21 protein-coding genes are annotated in these 21,243 nt (G+C 66.9%); 14 read left to right on the top strand and 7 right to left on the bottom strand.

Annotated elements, in window-relative coordinates; genetic code table 11:
- Nucleotides 1-38: 38 nt before the first annotated feature.
- The 4 genes from ACK4HJ_RS20485 to ACK4HJ_RS20470 form a co-directional block, all read right to left on the bottom strand.
- On the bottom strand, nt 39-2,243 hold the full coding sequence (locus tag ACK4HJ_RS20485) for an ATP-binding protein (RefSeq protein WP_409834993.1): 2,205 nt from the start codon (nt 2,241-2,243) through the stop codon (nt 39-41).
- Complete coding sequence (locus tag ACK4HJ_RS20480) at nt 2,228-3,466, bottom strand: hypothetical protein (protein ID WP_409834991.1); 1,239 nt, start codon at nt 3,464-3,466, stop codon at nt 2,228-2,230. Before ACK4HJ_RS20480 ends, ACK4HJ_RS20485 begins: the two co-directional genes overlap by 16 nt.
- A gap of 109 nt (nt 3,467-3,575) precedes the next feature.
- Nucleotides 3,576-4,061: a hypothetical protein gene (locus tag ACK4HJ_RS20475; protein WP_409834990.1), complete on the bottom strand. Its 486-nt coding sequence runs from the start codon at nt 4,059-4,061 to the stop codon at nt 3,576-3,578.
- 38 nt (nt 4,062-4,099) lie between these two features.
- Entirely contained in the window at nt 4,100-4,957 is an 858-nt protein-coding gene (locus tag ACK4HJ_RS20470; RefSeq protein WP_409834988.1) for a hypothetical protein, read from the bottom strand.
- 228 nt (nt 4,958-5,185) lie between these two features.
- Between ACK4HJ_RS20470 and ACK4HJ_RS20465 the strand changes: the two genes are divergently transcribed.
- The gene (locus tag ACK4HJ_RS20465) at nt 5,186-6,163 is read left to right on the top strand and encodes a PhnD/SsuA/transferrin family substrate-binding protein (RefSeq protein ID WP_409834986.1); all 978 of its coding nucleotides are present in this window, start codon (nt 5,186-5,188) and stop codon (nt 6,161-6,163) included.
- Nucleotides 6,164-6,222: 59 nt separating this feature from the next.
- Complete coding sequence (locus ACK4HJ_RS20460; RefSeq protein ID WP_409834983.1) at nt 6,223-7,971, top strand: hypothetical protein; 1,749 nt, start codon at nt 6,223-6,225, stop codon at nt 7,969-7,971.
- Between the two features lie 49 nt (nt 7,972-8,020).
- Here ACK4HJ_RS20460 and ACK4HJ_RS20455 read toward each other — a convergent pair whose 3' ends face one another.
- Together ACK4HJ_RS20455 and ACK4HJ_RS20450 are read right to left on the bottom strand one after the other, a co-directional pair.
- On the bottom strand, nt 8,021-8,893 hold the full coding sequence (locus ACK4HJ_RS20455; protein WP_409834981.1) for a bile acid:sodium symporter family protein: 873 nt from the start codon (nt 8,891-8,893) through the stop codon (nt 8,021-8,023).
- 229 nt (nt 8,894-9,122) lie between these two features.
- Nucleotides 9,123-9,647 carry a DUF962 domain-containing protein gene (locus tag ACK4HJ_RS20450; protein ID WP_409834980.1) on the bottom strand — a complete coding sequence of 175 codons (525 nt, stop codon included), beginning with the start codon at nt 9,645-9,647 and terminating at the stop codon, nt 9,123-9,125.
- A gap of 150 nt (nt 9,648-9,797) precedes the next feature.
- On the opposite strand from ACK4HJ_RS20450, the gene ACK4HJ_RS20445 reads away from it, so the two are divergent.
- The 12 genes from ACK4HJ_RS20445 (at nt 9,798) to ACK4HJ_RS20390 (ending at nt 20,418) form a co-directional block, all read left to right on the top strand.
- Entirely contained in the window at nt 9,798-10,502 is a 705-nt protein-coding gene (locus tag ACK4HJ_RS20445) for a Crp/Fnr family transcriptional regulator (protein WP_409834978.1), read from the top strand.
- A gap of 93 nt (nt 10,503-10,595) precedes the next feature.
- Entirely contained in the window at nt 10,596-12,029 is a 1,434-nt protein-coding gene (locus ACK4HJ_RS20440) for an aldehyde dehydrogenase family protein (protein WP_409834976.1), read from the top strand.
- An 88-nt stretch (nt 12,030-12,117) separates the two neighbouring features.
- Nucleotides 12,118-12,723 carry a DUF2889 domain-containing protein gene (locus ACK4HJ_RS20435; protein WP_409834974.1) on the top strand — a complete coding sequence of 202 codons (606 nt, stop codon included), beginning with the start codon at nt 12,118-12,120 and terminating at the stop codon, nt 12,721-12,723.
- A gap of 59 nt (nt 12,724-12,782) precedes the next feature.
- Nucleotides 12,783-13,544 (top strand): SDR family oxidoreductase, encoded by a 762-nt coding sequence (locus ACK4HJ_RS20430; protein ID WP_409834972.1) that lies wholly within the window; start codon nt 12,783-12,785, stop codon nt 13,542-13,544.
- 362 nt (nt 13,545-13,906) lie between these two features.
- On the top strand, nt 13,907-14,905 hold the full coding sequence (locus ACK4HJ_RS20425) for a hypothetical protein (RefSeq protein WP_409834970.1): 999 nt from the start codon (nt 13,907-13,909) through the stop codon (nt 14,903-14,905).
- Complete coding sequence (locus ACK4HJ_RS20420) at nt 14,902-15,585, top strand: hypothetical protein (RefSeq protein WP_409834968.1); 684 nt, start codon at nt 14,902-14,904, stop codon at nt 15,583-15,585. The genes ACK4HJ_RS20425 and ACK4HJ_RS20420 overlap by 4 nt, the downstream gene beginning before the upstream one ends.
- Before the next feature lie 78 nt (nt 15,586-15,663).
- Nucleotides 15,664-16,083: a BLUF domain-containing protein gene (locus tag ACK4HJ_RS20415; protein ID WP_409834967.1), complete on the top strand. Its 420-nt coding sequence runs from the start codon at nt 15,664-15,666 to the stop codon at nt 16,081-16,083.
- Nucleotides 16,084-16,130: 47 nt separating this feature from the next.
- Nucleotides 16,131-17,270, top strand: coding sequence for a GTP 3',8-cyclase MoaA (gene moaA / locus ACK4HJ_RS20410; RefSeq protein WP_409834965.1), 1,140 nt, complete (start codon nt 16,131-16,133; stop codon nt 17,268-17,270).
- Between the two features lie 156 nt (nt 17,271-17,426).
- The gene (gene mobA / locus ACK4HJ_RS20405) at nt 17,427-18,065 is read left to right on the top strand and encodes a molybdenum cofactor guanylyltransferase MobA (protein WP_409834963.1); all 639 of its coding nucleotides are present in this window, start codon (nt 17,427-17,429) and stop codon (nt 18,063-18,065) included.
- 15 nt (nt 18,066-18,080) lie between these two features.
- On the top strand, nt 18,081-18,626 hold the full coding sequence (locus ACK4HJ_RS20400; protein WP_409834962.1) for an N-acetyltransferase family protein: 546 nt from the start codon (nt 18,081-18,083) through the stop codon (nt 18,624-18,626).
- 19 nt (nt 18,627-18,645) lie between these two features.
- Nucleotides 18,646-20,004: a gephyrin-like molybdotransferase Glp gene (gene glp / locus ACK4HJ_RS20395; protein ID WP_409834961.1), complete on the top strand. Its 1,359-nt coding sequence runs from the start codon at nt 18,646-18,648 to the stop codon at nt 20,002-20,004.
- 75 nt (nt 20,005-20,079) lie between these two features.
- The gene (locus ACK4HJ_RS20390) at nt 20,080-20,418 is read left to right on the top strand and encodes a thioredoxin family protein (RefSeq protein ID WP_409834960.1); all 339 of its coding nucleotides are present in this window, start codon (nt 20,080-20,082) and stop codon (nt 20,416-20,418) included.
- A 41-nt stretch (nt 20,419-20,459) separates the two neighbouring features.
- On the opposite strand, the gene ACK4HJ_RS20385 is transcribed toward ACK4HJ_RS20390, so the two are convergent.
- A complete protein-coding gene (locus ACK4HJ_RS20385) occupies nt 20,460-21,110 on the bottom strand; it encodes a DUF4145 domain-containing protein (protein WP_409834958.1) in 651 nt (216 codons plus the stop codon).
- Nucleotides 21,111-21,243: the final 133 nt, after the last annotated feature.

Below are 21,243 nucleotides of genomic sequence, written 5' to 3'. Positions count from 1 at the left end.
AGAATCATTCAATTGAAAGATGACGCAGCGGAGCCGGATCAGGCCTTGGCCGCCACGGCCAGCTCCTGGTGCAGCAGCAGCTCCACCTCGCTGGGCTCGAACTGGTCTTGCAGCAGCGGGATGGCAAAGCGGTATTCGCCGCCCTCGTGCTTGCGCAGCACATAGGCCAGCTGCAGGCGCGCCAGCGACTGGCGCAGCGCCTGCGCATCGCCTTCGATGCCGTGGCTTTGCAGTAGCTGCGCCAGGGTGACGAGGCTGGCCTGCCCGGCCTGGGCCGTGTGGTAGACCACGATGCGGTCGAGCCGGCAGGCGGCTTCGTCGTGGCTGAGGCGCCCCCAGCCGGCCAGGGCGTCCTGCACGGCCTGCGAGGCAAGAGCCTGGTCCAGGTGTCGCTTCTCGATCACGCGCTCGTTGGGCTGAAGCGCCTCCAGGCATTCCTGGCACAGGATGGCGACCAGGTTGGCGCGCTGGCCGCTGGCGTCCACCAGGCGGCCCACCAGTTTTTCGTTGTCAAAGCCCAGGCGCAATTTGCGCAGCGGCTCGGTGGCCAGTTCGCGGCAGGCATCGCGCTCCAGGCCGCCGATGGCCAGCACCTCGCCAAAGTTGCGCAGTGGGCTTTGGTAGTCCAGCACGGCCGTGGCATACAAATCCCAGAAGCCCGCCAGCATAAACCAGCAACGGCCCTCTTCGCTGAGCGCGCGCAGGGTGGACAGCTGCACGTAGCCACTGCCCGACTCGGCGCGGAAGAACAGGTCGGCCTCATCGATGAGCAGCACCAGGCGCTTGCCTTGGTACTGTGCCTGCAGATGGTCCACGATGGCTTCGAGCGGCGTGTCGGCCGCCAGGCCAAACTGCAGCGCCATGCGCGGCGCCAGCCGGTGGTCGCGCAGCGAGACATAGTGGCACACGGTGTGCGGGTGGCCCGCCATGCGGCGCTGCACGGCCTTGAGCAGGCTGCTCTTGCCCAGCTGGCGCCCACCCACCACCAGGTAGTTGGCGGGCTCACGGTTGATGACGCGGGCCAGCAGCTGCGCCCGGCCAAAAAAGGCGCCTTCGCGCGTGACGCCGCCGCGTGTCTGGTAGGGCGAGATGCGGGTGATGCGCAGCTGCGCGGCCAGCAGGCGCAGCAGCACCTGCAGGGCGTCGCCGCCGATCAACCATTCGGTCTGGCTGGCGCTGTCGGCGATCACATGCAGATTGGCGCGGTCTTGCGCGTGGGCCTGCAGCAAGGGCCAGGGCGTGTCCACGCTGTGCTGGCCCAGGATCAGCAGGACGTCGCTGCCGGTCTGCAGGGCACGCAGCTGGCGCAGCACGGTGGCCTCGTCAATGCCCGGCGTGGGCACAAAGACCAGGCAGCGGTCCAGCGATACCGGCAGGTCGGGCGGGAACTGCCATTCAAACACCTCGCCGGGCAGCGCCCAGTCGGTGCTGGGCTGGCAGCGTGCCGACACGCGTTCGGCCAGCGCACGAGCGAGGGCCGGGGCGCGCTCGCTGCCGGTGGCCTGGGCGCACGCCACCGCGCGGCGCCAGTCCACCATGCGGATGTCGGCGGCCAGCAGCGTGGGCTCCAGCCGGCGCAGCCAGCGCAGCAGCCGGTCGATCTGCGGCAGGCGCGCCAACGGCGTGCGGCGCAGGCGCTGCGGGCGCAGCTGGCCCGCGCCGATGAGCGGGTGGCGCACCACCCACACCACGGCGCCCACGGCAAAGATCACGGCACACCACGCGATCAGCGAGCGCATCCAGCCAAAAGGGTCGGCGTCTGGCGCAGGTTGTGCGGGCTCAAAGTCGTCGGTGCTGCCGGCCTGGCAGTTGATGGGCAGGTAGCCCACGGGGATGGGCGGGTTGCCAGGGCGGCACGACCATTGGTTCGTGCCGGGCTGCAGCTCCACCACCACCTGGGTGCCCGACAGCTTGCCCAGCTCGGGGTTATGGGCAATGTCGGCCTGCAGCACGTTGGGGCGCGGCGAGGTGACGCGCAGCTGCGGGTTGGCAATGGCGGGCGCGTACTTGTGGATGTCTGTGGGCCAGGCGTCCAGCTCGTTGCGCGCCTGGATCATGGCCACGCGCCACTGCACCAGCTCGCCCCACACCGGGCCCACGTTCATGGCCGCCAAAAACCGGCCGCGTGTGGCCGGGTTGAGCTGGGGCGTGAACAGGGCGCTGGCCACAAACAGCGTAACCAGCGCAATGACCACGCCGCGCACCACGGGCTTGGACAGCAGCGGGCTCAGTCGGCCGAGCATGATTCCAGCACCATCAAGCCGGCATCGCGCACGGTGGGGCAGCGCCAGTGCAGGCGCGCGGCATCGCCCGTGCCACGCACATGGACGAGGTTGCCCCAGAACAGGCTGCGCAGTTCGTCGTCTTGCAGATAGGGCCGTGCGCGGCCCAGGTCGTCGGCGTGCAGCAGTTGCTGCAGGCGCGCGCGCGTGGCGGGAGCCTGCGCCAGCGGCAGGAACGTTTGCCACAGGCGGGCGCTGCTGGCAAGGTGGGTGCGCAGCGCGCTCCAGGCGGCTTGTCCTTCGTTCAGGCAGGTGTCGGCACCAGGGTGGTCCACCAGCCATTGCAAGCCTTCTTCAAACAGCGCGGGGTGGCCGCCGCTGAGCGCCCGCAAGGCGGCCACCACGGGCTCGGTCCAGGGCTGGTCGGGCCAGCGGTGGCGGGCCAGCTGCATCAAGTCGCCCAATGTGGGATCAGGCCAATGGTGGACCTGCGCGATGTTGAGCAGCGACAGGTCGCCACTGCGGTACTTGAGGTCGGCCAGCGCCTCGCCGCCACACAGCAGCAGATGCAGGCGGCCGCTGTGCATCTCGCTCAGGCTGCGCAGGATGCCCGCCAGGGTTTCGCGCAGCGCGGGCGTGCCCTGCTCGAAGCGGCTGACGAGGCAAAAGATGCGCTCGCCCGCCAGCAGGCGGCGCTCCAGAGCGGATTCGAATTCGTAGTCCGACGCCACTTCGCCCAGACCGCACTGGCGGCCGATGGCGGCGAAGTATTCGGCCGGCACCGTGCTCACGCTGTAGGGCGGCTGGATGTGCAGCACCGAGCCTTCGCCGTACTGCGCGCGGGCGCGCTGCAGCAGCTCGTGCCGAAATGGCGGCTGCCCCCAATGCGCGGGCGAAAGCAGCAGCGAGATGGGGTACGGCACGGCCTGCGCAAGCTGGGCAAACACCTTGTCCTGAAATACGGCAAAGGGCTGCGCGCCGGTGGATTCGGCCTGCAGCGGAAACTCGGGCGCAAAGCCTGCGGCGCTGAGCAGGCGGTTGGTTTCGCTTTCGGTCAAGCGCAGGTAGCGGGTGCAGGCCACCAGCTTGTCGCGCGAGCGCGCATTGGGCACGGAGATGCCGTTGCGCCAGTTGTTGACGGCCTCGCGGCTGAGGCCGATCTCCGTGGCCACGCCGGAGGCGCTGGCGCGGATGCGGCGCATGTAGATGGACAAAAGGTCGGCAAAGGAATCGGTGGCGGCCATGGGGGACGGAGCTGTGGGCAAACGGGCACCCACGAAAGGGTGCCCTGAAAAAAACGCGGCGGATGGCTGGCGGGGATTGTCATCGGTGCCAGCCACCCGCCCCAAAGGGCTACAACAGCGGCCGCATGATCGGCTGCAACATAGGCCAGGCCTTGGTGCAGGCCAGACCGCACGCCGTCAGCACCGGGCTGTACAGCACCGTCGCCCCCACCACCGACATCAGCCAGCCGGGCTCTTCGGTGTCTTCGCGGTCTTCGCCGGCTTCGCCCTTTCCTCCCTCCCCCTTTGTTGTCTTGTCAGTTGCGGCTGCATCATCATCTCCCGCATCGCCCGTCATCTCCTGTACCAGCATCACGCCTACCACCAGCAGCGCGACGCCCAGCAGTGCCAGGTAGCCGTATTGCAGCGCGGGCTGCGTAAGCGGGTAAAAGTAGCCCGCCAGCAGCACGGCCGGCGCAAGGAAGAACACGTGCATCATGAGCCGGTACCAGGGAATGCCTTGCGCAGGCTTTTCCAGCGCGCCCATGACCATGCGGTAGGTCAACGCCCCCAGCACAAAAATAATCCCGCCCCACCATTCGATCTGCGTCAGCATGTTGTTGTTTTCCTGAAATGTGATGACCTTGGTATTTGTTACTGGGGCGCCATCACCGTGACGGGGCCCTGCTCACCGGGGTCGTCGTCCCCGTCATCCCCGTCGTCGCCGTGCAGCTCCTTGTATTCGGTGAGGATGTAGTACAGCGGCAGCGCCACGGCCAGCACCAGCCCCAGGCCCATCCACAGCCAGAAGCCCTTGAACAGCAGCACGGTGACCACGGTGAACACCACCGCGTGCACCAGGCCCTTGAACCCTGCGCGCAGCAGCAGCACCGCGATGAGCCCCTGGACGGGCGATTTGCCGCTTTTGCCCATGGCGCGGGCCATTTCCACAAAGGCCTCGGCGGCCTCCTGCGCCTCGCGCTTTCGCTTTTCCTCCTGCTGGCGCAGCTTGGCCACGGCCAGCGGCTTGGCGGGGTCTTTGGAGCAGGCGTAGCGGTCGTCTTCTTCGCCTTCGTCGTCATCTTCACCGGGGGTTGCAACCGGCTCCACCACCGTGCGCCACTGCGGGTTCGCATCCATAAAGTCTTTGCGCGACACCCACTGGCCCTGGTCGAAATGCATGCGTTCGGTTTCGCCAACCTGGTCATAGAACACCTCCAGCACCGCCGCACGCAGGCCGTGGCTGAATAGGCCTTCGATCTGGCGCAGGGGCAGATCGTCGCTGGTGCCAGTGTCGAACTGCAGCACCAAGTGCGTGGGCTCGGCGGACACGGAGGTGTTGAACCACTCCGCATTCCACAGCGCATCGAGGCTGGTGGCGCCCAGCTTGTCGGCCCAGCGCTGGGCCTGCTCTGTGTTGTCTGCGCACAGGTACTGGTAGGCCAACTGCGCGGTCTTGAGCTTGATCGCGTCCTGAAAGAACAGCTGGAGGGTAAGGGTGTTTTGCGACATGGGAAGCGCGGCAAGTAGCGTTGTGATGCAGAGGAATTGTGGGCGGCGGGGCGGGGCTTGTCCCTCGCGGGCTTGTCCATGGCCGGGGCGCTGCGGTGGACAAAACGTCCACCCGCAGCCTCCGCCGCACAAGTCGCCAGGGTGCGCGATTGTCACAAAACGTTCATGCATACTCGGCGCTCCGAGCGTGAGCCCGCTCACACATGCACACACAGGAGGAAACCCACCATGCGATTCGATACCCGTTTTTGCGCGCTGCTGTCCGGCGCCACCCTGATGCTGGGGCCCGTGGCCGCCCAGACCGAGCGCCCTGCCCCGGCCCGCGCTACCGCTGCCAACGCCGCTGCAGCAGCCCCCAGCTTTGCCAACAGCCCCCGCGAAAAAATGGTGGTGGCCATGCCCAAGACCTACGCCAAGGCCGAGACCATGCTGCTGTGGGGTGACTACTTCAACCACCTGGCACGCTGCGGCAACATCGACCTGCACAACATCCAGGGCGAATCGCTGGAGAAAAGCACCAACATTGATACGCTGGGCGAAAAGGACCTGATCGAAGGCATCCAGAGCGGCAAGGTGCAGCTGGCCCAGGTAAACCCCGGCCTGGTACCCCAACTGGTCAACGCCGGCCAGCCCGCGCCGTTTGCCGTGCCGGGCAACAAGGCCACGGGCAAGCGCAATTCTTACCATCTGATCCTGATTTCGCGCGTGGACAGCCCGTTCACTAAGCCGCAAGACCTGGTGGGTAAGAAGATTGCGCACACCACCCCCACGTCCAACTCGGGCAACCTGGCACCGCGCGCGCTGTTCCCGGCGCTGGGCCTGAACCCCGACAAGAACTATGAGGTGGTGTTCTCCAACGGCCACGAGCGATCGGTGACCGGCGTGATGCACGGCTTCTACCCCGCCGCTGCTGTGGCGAGCGACCTGTACCAGCGCATGGTGCTCAAGGGCGATGTGAAGGGCTCCAGCATCCGCACGCTGTGGGAGAGCCCACCGTTCATGACCGAGACCTGGACCATGGGCAAGGACGTATCGGCCGACCTGCAAAACCGTGTGAAGCGCTGCTCATACAGCTACAACTTCTCGCCCAAGCTGCGCCAGCTGCTGCCGGGCAACGACACCTTCCTGCCCATCCAGTTCGAGCGCGACTTCGCCACGGTGATGGAGGTCTACACCAAGACGCAGGCGGCCAACAAGGCCAACTGACCCGACACGCGTGGTAAGTTGCCGCCGGGGGGCGCGGTGCCCCCGGGAGAAACTGCCCCGTGATTGCGCTGGCCGCGGCCCTTGGCCGCTACGTGCTGCGGCACTTCCTGTCGTTCGTGCTCATCTGCTGCGTGCTGCTGCTGGCGCAGTGGGGCTGGGCGCAGTGGCGCGCATGGCAGGCGCTGCAGACAGAAGCCGCACAGCTGCAGGCGGCCCAGGGCGCCGTATCCCAACACATTGACGCCGAGGCCGCCGCCAGCCGCCAGCGCACCGCCCAGCTCGCCCAAGCCCCGCTGGCCGTGCTGACCGAGCGGCTGCAGGCGCTGGATGCGCGCCTGCAGTCCAAGCAGCAAGAGCGCGCAAGCCTCACCGGCCTGGGCAACCTGGGCGCGCTGGGCCAGCCCGGCACCCCGTTTGTGCAGGTCCACCTGCAGGGCCTGCGGCTGGACGTGGACATCGCCCTGCTGCAGCAGGAGCGTGCCTATGTGCAGGAATTGCGCTGGCGCCTGCAAGCCACGCAAAGCGCCGAGCACCAGCGCGCCGAGCTAGAGCGCCTGCGCCAGGATCACCAGCGCCTGTATGCGCAGTGGCAGGCCGTGCAGGCCGAACGCCAGGCGCTGCTGCAGGCCCACCCCATCCAGTGCCGCCTGCCGCTGGAGTCCCCCGAGCGCACGGCCTGCGAGGCGCTTCGCCAGCAGCAGGCCGCGCTGCTGGCCGCCAACCAGCGCGCTGCCGCCGACTACACCGCGCAGCAGGCCCGGCTGTCGGCCGCCGGCCCGGCCCCCGCGCCGCTGGGCGCGTTCGAGCCCCACATCGCCCCACTGCAGGCCGTGGCGGCGCCGCTACAGGCGCGCCAGGCCCAGCTGCTGGCCGAGCGCGGGCAGCACTGGCTGAGCCGCATGGCCACCCCCGTGCAGCAGGTGCTGCCGGTGGCGCTGTGGATTCTGGCGGGCATCGTGCTCGCGCCGCTGGGCATCAAGGCCCTGCTGTACTTTGGCGTGGCGCCCCTGGCCCAGCGCTGCGCGCCAGTGCGGCTGCTGCCGGGTAGCCTGGGCGCGGTGGCGCTGGCGTCGGGCCCCTCGGGTGTGTCTTGCGCGGTGCCGCTGCAGCCCGACCAGGAGCTGCTGGTCCACCCCGAGTTTCTGCAAAGCACCGCCGTGCAGGGCGACAAGGACACCTGCTGGCTGTTCAGCCGACAGTACCCCTTCACCAGCCTCGCGGCGGGCCTGGTGGCTCTGACCCGGGTGCGCACGCCCGCCACGGCCCACTACGTGGTGTCGGCCACGCAAGACCCGCACAGCGAAATTGCCGTGCTGCACCTGCCCGAGGGCGCCGCGCTGGTGATGCAGCCGCACAACCTGGTGGGTATGCTGCAGCAGCGGGGCGCGCCCCTGCGCATAACCCCTCACTGGCGCCTGGGCAGCCTGCATGCCTGGCTCACGCTGCAGCTGCGCTACCTGGCCTTCCATGGGCCGGCGCAGCTCATCGTGCAGGGCTGCCGCGGCGTCAGGGTGGAGCAGGCGCAGGAGGGACGCAGTATCCAGCAGGCGGCCACCATTGGCTTCAACCCCAACCTGGCCTACACCACACGGCGTAGCGATACGTTTGGCGCCTACCTTCTGGGCAAGCAGGGATTGTTCAACGACCACTTTGCGGCTGCCGCCGATGCGGATGAGAGCAAGGGAGATTGCGCCGCACCGGGCTTTTACGTGTACGAGGAAATGCCCCACACCCAGCTGCGCGGCGGGCGCGCCCGGCGCGGGCTGGAGGGCGTGCTGGATTCGGTGCTGAAGGTGTTCGGCATTTGACGGTGGCGCGCCACCCGTCACGGTCGCGCGTAACCAACAATCGTCAGCATCACGCCGGCGCCATCGCCACCCTGCGCCGCAACACCAGCCAGCCAAACAGCGGTGCCATCATGTACATGCTGACCGAATACACCGCCGCAGGCAGCGCGAGCTGGAAGTTGCCCAGCACCGACAGCGCAATGAAGATGGCCAGCGTGGAGTTGTGGATGCCGATCTCAAAGCCGATGGCGGTGGACATGGGCTTGTCCAGGCCCAACGCACGCGGCACGAAGTAGCCCACGCCCAGGCTCAGCGCATTGAACAACAGCACGGCCGGGCCGATGTCTGCAAACGATGCAGACAGGGCCGCCCATTCTTTCGCAATCGCGATCAGCGCGAAGGCGGCCAGCACCACGGCACTGAAGACCTTCATGGGCTTATCCGTGCGCGCGCTGAACGACGGCGCGCGGCGGTGTACCCACATACCCAGCACCACCGGCACGAGCACGATGATGATCACCTCCAGCACTTTGCCAAACTGCAGCGGCACCACCTGGCCGGTGCGCGCAAACGTGCCGATGGCCCAGTTGGTGATGAGCGGCAGGCTCACGATGGACAGCAACGTATTGATGGCCGTGAGCGAGATGTTCATCGCCACGTTGCCGCCAAACAGGTGGCTGAACAGGTTGGCCGACACGCCGCCCGGCGATGCGGCCAGCAGCATCAGCCCCACGGCGTAGATGGGCGGCACACCCAGCAGCACGATGAGGCCGTAGCAGGCCGCTGGCAGCACCAGCACCTGCAGCACCAGGGCCAGTACCACCGCGCGCGGGTGCTGCAGCAGGCGCGTGAAGTCGGCCACGGTGAGCGACAGGCCCAGGCCGAACATGACGAGGCCCAGCGCGACGAACAGCAGCGTGGGCAGGATGGACACAAAACTCATATGAGCACGCGGTCCGCGGTGGCCGCGCTCCGTTCAGGATCTAGACGTGGGAAATACGGCGGCAGCCGGCGGGCGCCGCCGCGGCTGACGGAGTTGGCATGAATCCACTTGGGCCGTTCACGCTGAGCTTGTCGAAGCGCTGCGCGAGGCTTCTACAAGCTCAGCCCAACCGGCCATCTCAGGTTCCGCGATGCCAACTCAAACAAAGGCTCTGCGGCTCTGCAGTGCTTCAGGCAGCCGCTTGCCCGGTGCGCAGACGCACCGGCCCGCTGCGCTGCTCGATGGCGGCCTGCACCTCTTTGCGCAGCCCCATCAGAAAACCCAGCTCGGCCACCACAAACAGCGGCCCCACGATGAGGCCCACCAGGTCGTCCACAAACGCGGGCTTGCGGCCTTCGTAGTAGTGGCCGATGAACTGGATCACCCAGCCCACCACAAACAGCCCCACGCCCGCTGCCAGCCACAGTGCTGTGCCCTGCAGCGCCAGCCACTGCCCTCCCACCAGCATGGCCGACAGCAGCACAGCCATCACCACGCCATAGCGAAAGTCCAGCCGGAAGTAGAAGAAGCAGCTGACCAGCGCACCCGCAAGCGCCGGGCTTACGGGCAGGTCGCCCACCAGCCAGCTCGGGCGCGACAACAGGATGACCACTGCAAACATGATCATGGGCACGCCCACAAAATGGGTGTGGATGTTGCGCGGGTCGCGGTGGTAGGCGGCGTACTGCGCCAGGTGGTCGATCAGGGTTTTCATGGGTGTCTCCGTATCTTGTTTTGAGCAGCATCAATGGTCACCCTGCGGCGGGGCCAGGGTCTGTCGTGCACATGACAAAAGCCCCGCCTGCGCCGCACCGCCCTCCCGCTTTTATAGTGTCCCGCTCCGCCCGCCTGCGCCACCCACCGCATGACCGCACCGTCCGCCTATTTGCCCGTGCTCCAGTCTGGCCGCTGGTTTGCCCACCTGCCGCCTGCGTTTTCCGACGCGTTGATCGACATGGGCCAGCTGCGCCAGCTGCAGACGGGCGAGGTGCTGTTTTTGCGCGGGGACGCGCCCTGCGGGCTGTATGCGGTACTGCGCGGCGCGGTGGCTATCTCAGGCACCGGCGGGCGGGCCGACGAGGCGCGCTCTGCACTGCTGATCCGGCTGGAGCCGCCGCACTGGTTTGGCGAGATCTCGGTGTTTGACAACTCGGCCCGCACGCATGACGCGCACGCCACCGAGGCCACCACGCTGATGCACGTTCCGCACGAGCGGCTGCAGCACTGGCTGAAGGACCACCCCGAACACTGGCACACGCTGGCGCTGCTGCTGACGGACAAGCTGCGCTCGGCCTTCGTGGCCGTGGAAGAGCTGGCGCTGCTGCCCGCACCGCTGCGCCTGGCGCGGCGCCTGGTGATGATGGCCGAGGGCTACGGCCAGTGGAACGCCGAGGGCCAGTCGCGCCGGGTGATCGGCATCTCGCAGGAGCAGCTGTCGCTGATGCTGGCCATCTCGCGCCAGACCACCAACCAGATCCTGAAAGACCTGGAATCTCGCCACCTGGTGCGCGTGCAGCGCGGCGAGGTGGAGATTCTGGACCTGGAAGCCCTGCGGGCATCATGCTATTGAATAGATAGCTGCTTGCGCTTTATGGATAAGCGCTAGAGGCGTATTTTATAGAAATAGTAAGCACACATTTCATTTCCGGGCACAATTACCGCCATGCAACTGAACTACATCGCCAACGCCTCGGTGCCTTCGTCCTCGGGCCGCACGATCCCTGTGATCGACCCGTCCGACGGCAAGCCCTTCGACGAGATCCAGCGCAGCAACGCCGACGACATCGACGCGGCGGTGCATGCGGCCCGCCAGTGCTACAACGCGGTGTGGCAGAAGTTGGCCCCGGTGGAGCGCGGTCGCCTGCTGCAAAAGCTCTCGGCCAAGATCCTGGAGCATGCGGACGAGCTGACGGCACTGGAGCAGCGCGACTGCGGCAAGCCCACCAAGCAGGCGCGGGCCGATGCGATTGCGCTGGCGCGCTACTTCGAGTTCTACGCCGGTGCCTGCGACAAGTTCCATGGCGAGACCATTCCCTATCCCGACGGCTACAGCGTGCTCACCTGGCGCGAGCCCCATGGTGTGACGGGCCATGTGATTCCCTGGAACTACCCCATGCAGATCTTTGGCCGCAGCGTGGGCGGCGCGCTGGCGGCAGGCAATGTGTGCGTGGTCAAACCCGCGGAAGACGCCTGCCTGTCGCTGATCCGCGTGGCGCAGCTCGCGGCCGAGGTGGGCTTCCCCTCTGGCGCGCTCAACATCGTCACCGGCTACGGCCATGAGGTGGGCGACGCATTGGCGCGCCACCCCGGCATCGACCACATCAGCTTCACCGGCAGCCCCAAGATCGGCACGCTGATCCAACAGGTGGCCGCCGAGCGCCACTGCCCCGTGACGCTGGAGCTGGGCGGCAAGAGCCCGCAGATCATCTTTGCCGATGCGGACCTCGATGCCGCCATCCCCGTGGTCATCAACGCCATCGTGCAGAACGCCGGGCAGACCTGCTCGGCCGGCTCGCGCGTGCTGATCGACTCGCTGATTTATGAACCTCTGCTGGAGCGCCTGGGCAAGGCGTTTGAAAAGTTGCGCGTCGGCCCCGCCGCCATGGACCTGGACGTGGGCCCGCTCATCCGCCAGACGCAGCAGCAGCGCGTGTGGGATTTTCTGTCGGACGCGCAGGTGGCAGGCATCCCCATGGTGGCGCAGGGCGTGGTGGTGGACGAAGCGCCCGAGACCGGCTATTACCAGGCCCCCACCCTGCTGCGCGATGTGCCGGTGCAGCACCGGCTGGCGCAGGAAGAGGTCTTTGGCCCCGTGCTGTCGGCCATGGCCTTCCAGGACGAAGACCACGCGGTGGAGCTGGCCAACGCCACGCAGTTCGGCCTGGTGGCGGGTATCTGGACGCGCGATGGCGCGCGCCAGTTCCGCATGGCCAAGCGCGTGCACAGCGGGCAGGTGTTCATCAACAACTATGGCGCTGCGGGCGGTGTGGAGCTGCCCTTTGGCGGCGTCAAGTCCAGCGGCTACGGACGTGAAAAGGGTTTTGAGGCGCTGTACGGCTTCACCACCTTGAAGACGGTGGCCATCAAGTACGGTTGATTGCGCAACAAGGTGTCGCACCTGCGCACGACGGCGCGGGTGAGCCCCGCTAACCTCTGCCCCTTCCGTACGACGCCTTTTCTTTGCCATGCCCCTGAGCCCCCCCGCCCCCCGCACCCTGAAGCATGTCCGCCGGGTGAACTACCAGGGCTTTGAACGCGACGATGGCCTGTGGGACATCGAGGGTGAGCTGCACGACAGCAAGGCCTATGACGCCACCTCGTTTCGCGACCCTACCAAACAGCGCCTGGCGGGTGAAGCCATCCACCATATGTGGCTGCGCGTGACCGTGAACCGCCAGCTGGTGGTGCAGGCCATTGATGTGTCCATGGACTCGCACCCGCTCAAGGGCTGCACCGAGGCCCAGGCCGCGCTGCAGCGCATGGTGGGCTGCAGCATGGCACGCGGCTGGCGCCAAGCCATCCAGAAGCACCTGGGCGGCGTGGAAAGCTGCACGCACCTGCGCGAGCTGCTGTTCAACTTGGCCACGGCGGCGTTCCAGTCGGTGCCTGCGGTGTTCTCGTCCTCACACCCCGACGAGCCACCGCGGCACCTGGGCCAGTGCACGGGGTGGGACTTCAACGGCGCCGGTGTCAAAGAGTTCTTTCCACAGTTCTATGGTCGTGAGCCCAAGGCACTGGCGCCCGCAGTCCACACTTCAGAAAATTCAGCCAAATTTGGCTCTAGCGCTTGATGGTCATGCGCTGGTAGCTATCATTTTTGAAATATCACCACAACCCATCGGAGACACCCATGCGTGTGCAGAACAAATCCATCATCGTCACCGGCGCTGGCAACGGCATCGGCGAAGGCATCGCCAAGCGCCTGGCCGCAGAAGGCGGCAAGGTCATCGTCAACGACATCAATGAAGCCGGTGGCCAGCGCGTGGTGGCTGAGATCACGGCAGCCGGTGGGACGGCGGCTTTCTTCAAGGCCGATGTGACGAAGTCCGCCGAGGTGAAGGCGATGGTCGACGAAGCCGTGCGTCTGTACGGCCGCCTGGACGTGGTGGTGAACAACGCTGGCTGGACGCACCGCAACCGCCCCATGCTCGAGGTGAGCGAGGACGAGTTCGACAAGGTCTATGCCATCAACATGAAGAGCATCTACCTGAGCGCCATCCACGCCGTGCCCGCGCTGCGCCAGGCGGGTGGCGGCAGCATCATTAACATCGCCTCCACCGCCGGCCTGCGTCCGCGCCCAGGCCTGACCTGGTACAACGGCTCCAAGGGCGCCGTCATCATCACCAGCAAATCGATGGCCGCCGAGCTGGGCCCCGACAACATCCGCGTGAACTGCATCAACCCCGTGTTCAACCCCGACACGGGCTTGGCCGCCGAGTTTGCGGGCGGCCCGGTGGACGAGGCGCGCCGTGCCAAGTTTCTGGCCACCATCCCGCTGGGGCGCTTCTCAACCGCGCTGGACGTGGCCAATGCGGCGTTGTACCTCGCCAGCGACGAAGCGTCGTTCATCAGCGGCGTGTGCATCGAGGTGGATGGCGGACGCTGCGTGTAAACAAGAGTCCAAGCGCGCTCGCAAGCCACTATCACTTGCGTTTGCGCGCGCGCCCAATCCGCACCAAGGCAGTGCGGATTGATTTGACGGTCTTGAAACCGCTGCCTATAGTGCCGCCGATGTTTGCGAGCCAATCCCCCGCCACAGTCGCCAGCGCCACCGCGCCGCTGCGCCGTGCCGCGCGTTCGCAGGCCACACTCCAGGCCGGTGACCGCGCTCTCTGCACCCTCGCTGCAGATTCCTGAGCCCGGCGACACCCCCTCCCCTCCGCATTCTTTTCGCGCACCTCCTGTCGCCGGGCCCCACGCCCAGCGCCAGCTTGCGCCTTGGCCACTGCCAGGGCGCGGACGTCAGGAGTGTCCATGCCCCCGTTTCCTTCGGGCGAGATTTCGCTCGCCCCGTGCGCACCCGCGCACCCACTTGCTACCCCTGCGCTCGCGCGCGAGGGTTCTATCGATCAGGCCGTGGCCCGCGCAGCCGCCGCCGACATCACCCGCCAGTTCATCCGTGCCAAGCAGCCCTGCGCCGACGGCTACCGCTGGTACCTGCGCCGCCAGGAAGGCGCCAGCAACTACCAGGCGCTGCTGGACGACCTGGTGCGCGAGGGCCGCGTGGACGACGCCTGCTGGATGCTGGACCAGTTCGGCCCCACCAACGATGTGCTGGACGTGGACCACCTGGAGGCCGACGCGCTGGTGTTTGCCGGCAGCGTGCGCTGCCGGGGCCATGCAGACGTAGAGGGTGTACTGCGCACGGGCCGCAGCCTGAGCGTGCTGGGCGGCCTGCGGGTAGGCGGTGCACTGCGTGTGGGTGAAGACCTGCGCGTAGCGGGCGCGGTGCGCTGCGACGGCAGCGCGCGGCTGCAGGGCGACACGCGCGTGGGCTGGTCGCTGACCGTGGCGCAGCGGATGCAATGCACGGGCAGCCTGCGCGTGGGCGGCGAGCTGGACTGCGGGGCTGCCGCCCACGTCGGTGGCCACTGCCGGGTGACCCAGGATCTGCGGGTGATGGGCGACCTGGGTTGCGACGGCGGCATCAAGGTGGGTGGCCACCTGCAAACCGATGCTGCCGTGCAGGCTGCCCGGGGCGTGTGGGTAACGGGCGACGTGGACTGCAAAGGCCACCTGCAGGTGGGCTGGGGGGTGCGGGCCGGTGGACATATCCACGCCGGTGGCGCCATCCGCGCGGGCGAAAGCCTGTGGGCTGGCGACACGATTGCCGCGGGCGAGACCTACGGCGTGTATGCGGGCCTGGGTGTGCCCCTGCCCGACTGGCCAAACAGTGCCCAGGTCTGTGCCCGCGAACAGCCTGCGCGCCTGCTGAGCGGTTACTGGGCCGAGAGTCACGGGAGCACGCCATGACGGCCAGCACCTTTTGCCTGCACCTGCCCGGCCATGCCGCTGCCACCAAGACGGAGGCCAACCCAGGCCTGCTGAACCGCTGGGCCCGGCAGTTGACCGAGCTGCGCATCGACGTGGATCTGTCGGGCCGCGACATCCAGCGCGAGTTCGATTCACTGCACGACCGCATCCGCACCAACCACCGCACGCGCGACGCGATGCAGCCGTTGCCCTTGCATCTGCACGGGCTGGTGCTTCGCATGCGCGAGGCCGATGGCGAGGTGTTTGTGTACGCCATCGACCCGCTGCGCAACCGCATCGTGGCCTACACCGTGTTCAACCGGCTGGTCGAGGTGGACCGGCGCACCGACCGCCACCTGCGCGCGCCCCACACCAAGGTGGCGCACGGCTACCGGCGCATGGGCATTGCCACCGCCATCTACCGCTGGTGGCTGGACTCGGGCCGCAGCCTCATGACGGGTGCGCGGCAGTCCGCCGGCGCGCACGGCCTGTGGATGGCCCTGGCGCGCGACTATGCGCTGGCCGCCGTGCGCATCAATGCAAACAAGCGTGTGCAGCAACTGCCAATGCCCCCGCCGCCGGGATTTTTTGACGCGCTGGACACGCGGCTGGTGCTGGTAGGGCGCGATTGCCGCTTGGCAGACTTCACGCAGCCTCTAGCCCCGATTTCGAGCCCGTAAGCAACCTTCAGGGTCATTGCCAGAGAGGTCCACTGGCTCGCGCCAAACCTGACACACTGCGCGCTCCAGGAGACACACATGTTGATACAACTGACCTATGCCAGCCGCACCTCCCGTGTGCTCGGCCCTGCGGACATCAAGGACATCTTGAGTGCCTCGCAGCGCAACAATGCCCGCGCGGGCATTACCGGCGCGCTGTGCCTGAACAACGGTATCTTCCTGCAGCAGCTGGAAGGCGACCGTGCTGCGGTCAATGCGCTGTACCACCGCCTGCTCAAGGACACGCGCCACAAAGACACGGCCGTGCTGGACTTTGGCGAGATCCCGCACCGCCGCTTCACCAGTTGGTCCATGGGGCTTCTGGGCTCAATGGATGCCAATCGGCAGCTGTTCCTCAAATACTCCAGCGCCCCGGATTTCGACCCGTTCAGCATGAGCACCTCGACGCTGCGCAGCTTCTTCGAGGAGATCCTGCAGAACGTGCGCTGGCTGGAGTGAGAAAATGCGGGCCATGTGCCCTCCCGCCCTACTGAACGAGCCCACCCATGTCTGAACGCGTGATTCCGCTGGTCGATGAGCGCCTGGCCTCGCTGGCGGCCAAGGTGCCAGCGCAGCTGGTGAGTCCCACAGGGCTGCTCACCGATGCCCGGGGCCGCCCGCTGCGCGACCTGCGCATCAGCGTGACGGACCGCTGCAACTTCCGCTGCAACTACTGCATGCCCAAGGAAGTGTTTGACAAGGACTACCCCTACCTGCCGCACGGGGCGCTCCTGAGCTTTGAGGAAATCACGCGGCTGGCGCGGCTCTTTCTGGCGCATGGCGTGCGCAAAATCCGCCTGACGGGCGGCGAGCCCCTGCTGCGCAAGAACCTCGAAGACCTGGTTGCGCAACTGGCCCAGCTGCGCACGGTGGACGGCGTGGCGCCCGACCTCACCCTCACCACCAATGGCTCATTGCTCGCACGCAAGGCCAAGGCCCTGAAGGACGCGGGCCTGAACCGCGTGACGGTGAGCCTGGACGGCCTGGACGACGCAATCTTTCGCCGCATGAACGATGTGGATTTTCCCGTGGCCGATGTGCTGGCCGGCATCGAGGCCGCGCATGCGGCGGGCCTGTCGCACATCAAGGTCAACATGGTGGTCAAGCGCGGCACCAACGACCACGAGATCTTGCCCATGGCGCGGCACTTTCGCGGCACCGGCACCACGCTGCGTTTCATCGAATACATGGACGTCGGCGCCACCAACGGCTGGCGCATGGACGAGGTGCTGCCGTCTGCCGAACTCATCGAACGCCTGCGTGCCGAACTGCCGCTGGTGCAACTGGACCCGAGCAGCCCTGGCGAAACCGCCGAGCGCTGGGGTTATGCCGATGCGCAAGGCCAGCACGACCCCGCCCTGGGCGAGGTGGGCGTGATCAGCAGCGTGACCCAGGCCTTCTGCCACGACTGCAACCGCGCGCGGCTTTCCACCGAAGGCAAGCTGTACCTGTGCCTGTTCGCGTCCGAAGGCTACGACCTGCGCACACTGTTGCGCGGCGGCGCCAGCGATGAAGCTATCGCCTCGGCCATTGCGCCCATCTGGCAGCAGCGCGGCGACCGGTACTCCGAACTGCGCAGCAGCCTTCCTGCGGATACAGCGCCGGGCGGTGCTCGCCGGGTGGAAATGAGCTACATCGGCGGATGAAGATTCGCTGCCCCCCCTGCGCGACTTCGTCGCCCGGTGCTGGTCGCCAGAAGCGGCAGCTCTTCGGGCCGTCCAAGGCTGCGCATGCGGCCCTGAAGCCGAGGCTGCTTCACTGCCCAGGTCTCGGCCGCTCCACCGCCTATCACTTTCCAAGACATGATTGACACCCAAGACATCACCGGCCTGGTCCTCGCGGGTGGCCGCGGCTCCCGCATGGGCGGGGTGGACAAAGGCCTGCAGAACTTTCGCGGCCTGCCGCTGGCGCTGCACACGCTGATGCGGCTGCAGCTGCAGACCGGCAACGTGATGCTCAACGCCAACCGCAACCTGGCTGCCTACGAGGCCTTTGGCGCACCCGTGTGGCCCGATGTGCTCGCCGACTACGCGGGCCCGCTGGCGGGCTTCCTCACCGGGCTGGAACGCTGCGAAACCCCCTGGCTGCTGACGGTGCCCTGCGACACGCCGCTGTTCCCGCTGGACCTGGCACAGCGCCTGGCCGCCGCCGCGGATGCCGAAGACGCCGACATCGCCATGGCCGCCGCGCCCGAGGACGATGGCACGAGCCACACCACCGTGCGTACCCAGCCCGTGTTCTGCCTGCTGCGCTTGGGCCTGCTCGAAAGCCTGGTCGCTTTCACCCAGGCTGGTGGCCGCAAGATCGACGCGTGGACGGCACAGCACCGCTGCGCCATCGTGCCGTTTGACCAGCCCGGCGACGACCCCAAGGCCTTTTTCAACGCCAACACGCTGGCCGAGCTGCACGCGCTGGAAAGCGCGAACGCACCGCAGGCCTGATCTCACACCGCTGCGATGAACGCGCACACGCCTGCGGTCCCCCGTTCAGTGATGATCCGCCCTTTAACAGCATCGGACGCTGCGGCCTACAAAGCGCTGCGCGACGAGGCGTTGCGCACCGCGCCAGATGCATTCACCTCCGACTACGAATCCTCGGTGGGCCGCGATGCCCGCGAGTATGTGGAGCGTTTTGGCACGCCGGAGTCGGGTCAGTTCTTCCTCGGTGCCTTCGGTGCCGCAGACGAACTCGTCGGCTGCCTGGGCTGTGAGCGCGATCAGCGCACCAAGCAGCAGCACCTTGCCACGCTGGTGGGCATGATGGTGGCGCCGCAGGCCCAGCGCCAGGGCATCGGCCGGCAACTACTGGCGGCCTGCGTCGAGGCCGCCGGGCGTGTGCCCGGACTTGTGCAGCTGGTGCTCACGGTGACCGCGTCCAACGCCCACGTCGTGCGCCTGTACGAGCAGGCAGGCTTCCGCGCCTGGGGCCTGCTGCCCCACGCCATCGTGGTGGACGGCGTAGGCTACGACAAGCTGCACATGGTGCGCGTGCTGCACGACTGATTGAAAGTTACTGAGACCCATGAAAACCATCGCCCAGATTGCCGCCGAACTGCAGGGCTACGACCCGCAGGCCCTGAGCGCGGCCGATGTGAACGCCTTCCTGCATCGGCTGGTGGAGCCCCTCACCGCCACCGAGACGTTGCCCCTCTTCAACGCCCTGGGCCGCGTGCTGGCCGAGGACGTGGTCTCGCCCATCAGCGTGCCCCCGCACGACAACTCGGCCATGGACGGCTACGCCTTTGCCGGCGCGCAGCTGATGCCGGGCCAGCCCCTCACGCTGCGGGTGGTGGGCACGGCGCTGGCGGGCAAGGCCTGGGCCGGCACCGTGGGCCCAGGCGAATGCGTGAAGATCATGACCGGCGCCATCATGCCCGCGGGCCTGGACACCGTGGTGCCGCAGGAATTCACCACGGCCGGTGCCGAGGGGCACATCACCATCGCGGCCGATGTGCTCAAGACCGGCGACAACCGCCGCTTCAAGGGCGAAGACCTGATGCAAGGCAGCGTGGCGCTGGCGCGCGGCGCACTGCTGACACCCGCCGCCCTGGGCCTGGTCGCCAGCCTGGGCCTGCCCACGGTGACGGTGTTCCGCCGCCTGCGCGTGGCCTACTTCTCTACCGGCGACGAAATCCTGAGCCTGGGCGAGCCGCCGCGCGAAGGCGCGGTGTACGACAGCAACCGCTACACCGTGTTTGGCCTTCTCACCCGCCTGGGTGTGGAAGTGATCGACCTGGGCGTGGTGCGCGACGACCCCGCACAGCTCGAAGCCGCCTTTCGCACCGCCGCCCGGCGGGCCGACGCCATCATCACCAGCGGCGGCGTGAGCGTGGGCGAGGCCGACCACACCCGCACCATGATGAAAAAGCTGGGCGACGTGGCCTTCTGGCGCATCGCCATGCGCCCGGGCCGCCCCATGGCCGTGGGGCGCATTGCCGCCACAGAAAAAAATCGAGCCAAATCGGCCTCCAGCGCTTATCCATCAAGCGCTGGCAGCTATCAAAATGATATTGAAGCCCCTTCCGGGGGCGCCGTGTTGTTCGGTCTGCCCGGCAACCCTGTGGCGGTGATGGTGACCTTCCTCGCCTTTGTGCGCCCCGCCCTGCTGCGCATGATGGGCAGCACCCACACGGCCCCGCCCCTGCTGCGCGCCACCAGCACCGAAGCGATGCGCAAGAAGTCCGGCCGCACCGAATACCAGCGCGGCCTGGTCACCACCGCTGCCGACGGCACGCTGCACGTGCGCACCACCGGCAACCAGGGCTCCGGCGTGCTCAGCTCCATGGTGCAGGCCAACGGCCTGATCGTGCTGCACCACGGGCAAGGCAATGTGGCCGTGGGCGACCCCGTGGACGTGATGGTGTTTGACGGCGTGATCTGACACCCCCATGCGCCCCCGCCCGGCGCCTACCCGGCGGTGCCTGGCTAAGCTGAAATTTTGTGAGATGTGAGTGCTATGACCTACACCGCCCAACACCTGGCCCAGCCCCCCACCCGCGAGGAGGTGGATCAAACCTCCGGCGCCACTGTCGTCGAGTTCGGCACCCCCTGGTGCGGCCACTGCCAGCGCGCCCAACCACTGATCGAAGCCGCGCTGAAAGACCGCCCCGAGATCGCCCATGTCAAAGTCGAAGACGGCCCCGGCCAGCGCCTGGGGCGCAGCTTTGGGGTGAAGCTGTGGCCTACGCTGGTGTTCTTGAAAGATGGGAAGGAGGTGGCGCGTCTGGTGCGGCCGCAGGGTGGGCAGGAAGTTCAGGACGCGGTGCGGGCTATCACGACAAAAGCGGACGATTAACTTAGAAATGACCGGCGGCCAGTACGCGGGCGAATGCCAAGTTAGCCATCACGGCGCTCGATAGCCTTGCGGGCTCCCTCAGGCAGCGCCGCATATAGTTCAGAGATCCTCTTGGGCTCTGAGATTCGATTGTCCACAATGATGTTCAAGAGTCCGAACAGTGCCTGAACGATCTGCGGGTCATCTTCCAGCGACAACTCTCCGGGATGCACTGCGTTGTTGCCAGTGACTCTCACCACGTCCAAGGCCTGCTGGATCTGAACGGGGAGGCCGTTCCTGACGAGACCAGCGATGTCGTCGTTGATGTTCTTTCCTGCCCCTCCGAGATGGATGCAAAGCTTCTGGAGCCCAAGACGAAGAAGCGCGGCTGCCCCTCTTGGCGAGGAATTGGCGATGTCTCGGGCTTCCAAGTAGTCCGTCTTGACGTTCTCAGGCATGTCTACATGCGCGGTGGGCGCACTCCCAATGCCTGTGGGGTACAGAGCATGAGCTGTCCCTTCATCGACGAACCAGACCATCCGGCCTTTGCAATGATGGCAGTTGGCGATGTGAACGTCAGTCGTCTGCATCGATCGACCGCCACCCGACACCAGAATGCTTCGCTGCGTGTCGTACCACCAAAACTGAGCGTACACACCGCAATGTGGGCACGTGAAGCTGCTGCCTTTGAACTGAGGGGGAACGTATGCCATGGTTCTTTTGGGCTAACGTTTGACATGAGGGGCGGCCGAGGGCGATAGCCCTTGGACGTCCCTCTCGATGGAAGGGTTAGGCGTCGCCTGTTCGAATAGCGCCAAGCGTCTCATTGCTCTCTTGAAAATAGAA

Origin of the sequence: Acidovorax sp. (assembly GCF_046294525.1) — a bacterium.
Taxonomy (GTDB): Bacteria; Pseudomonadota; Gammaproteobacteria; order Burkholderiales; family Burkholderiaceae_C; genus Acidovorax.
Note: the sequence above shows the minus strand (reverse complement) of the source record. Positions and strands in the feature narration are given on the sequence as shown.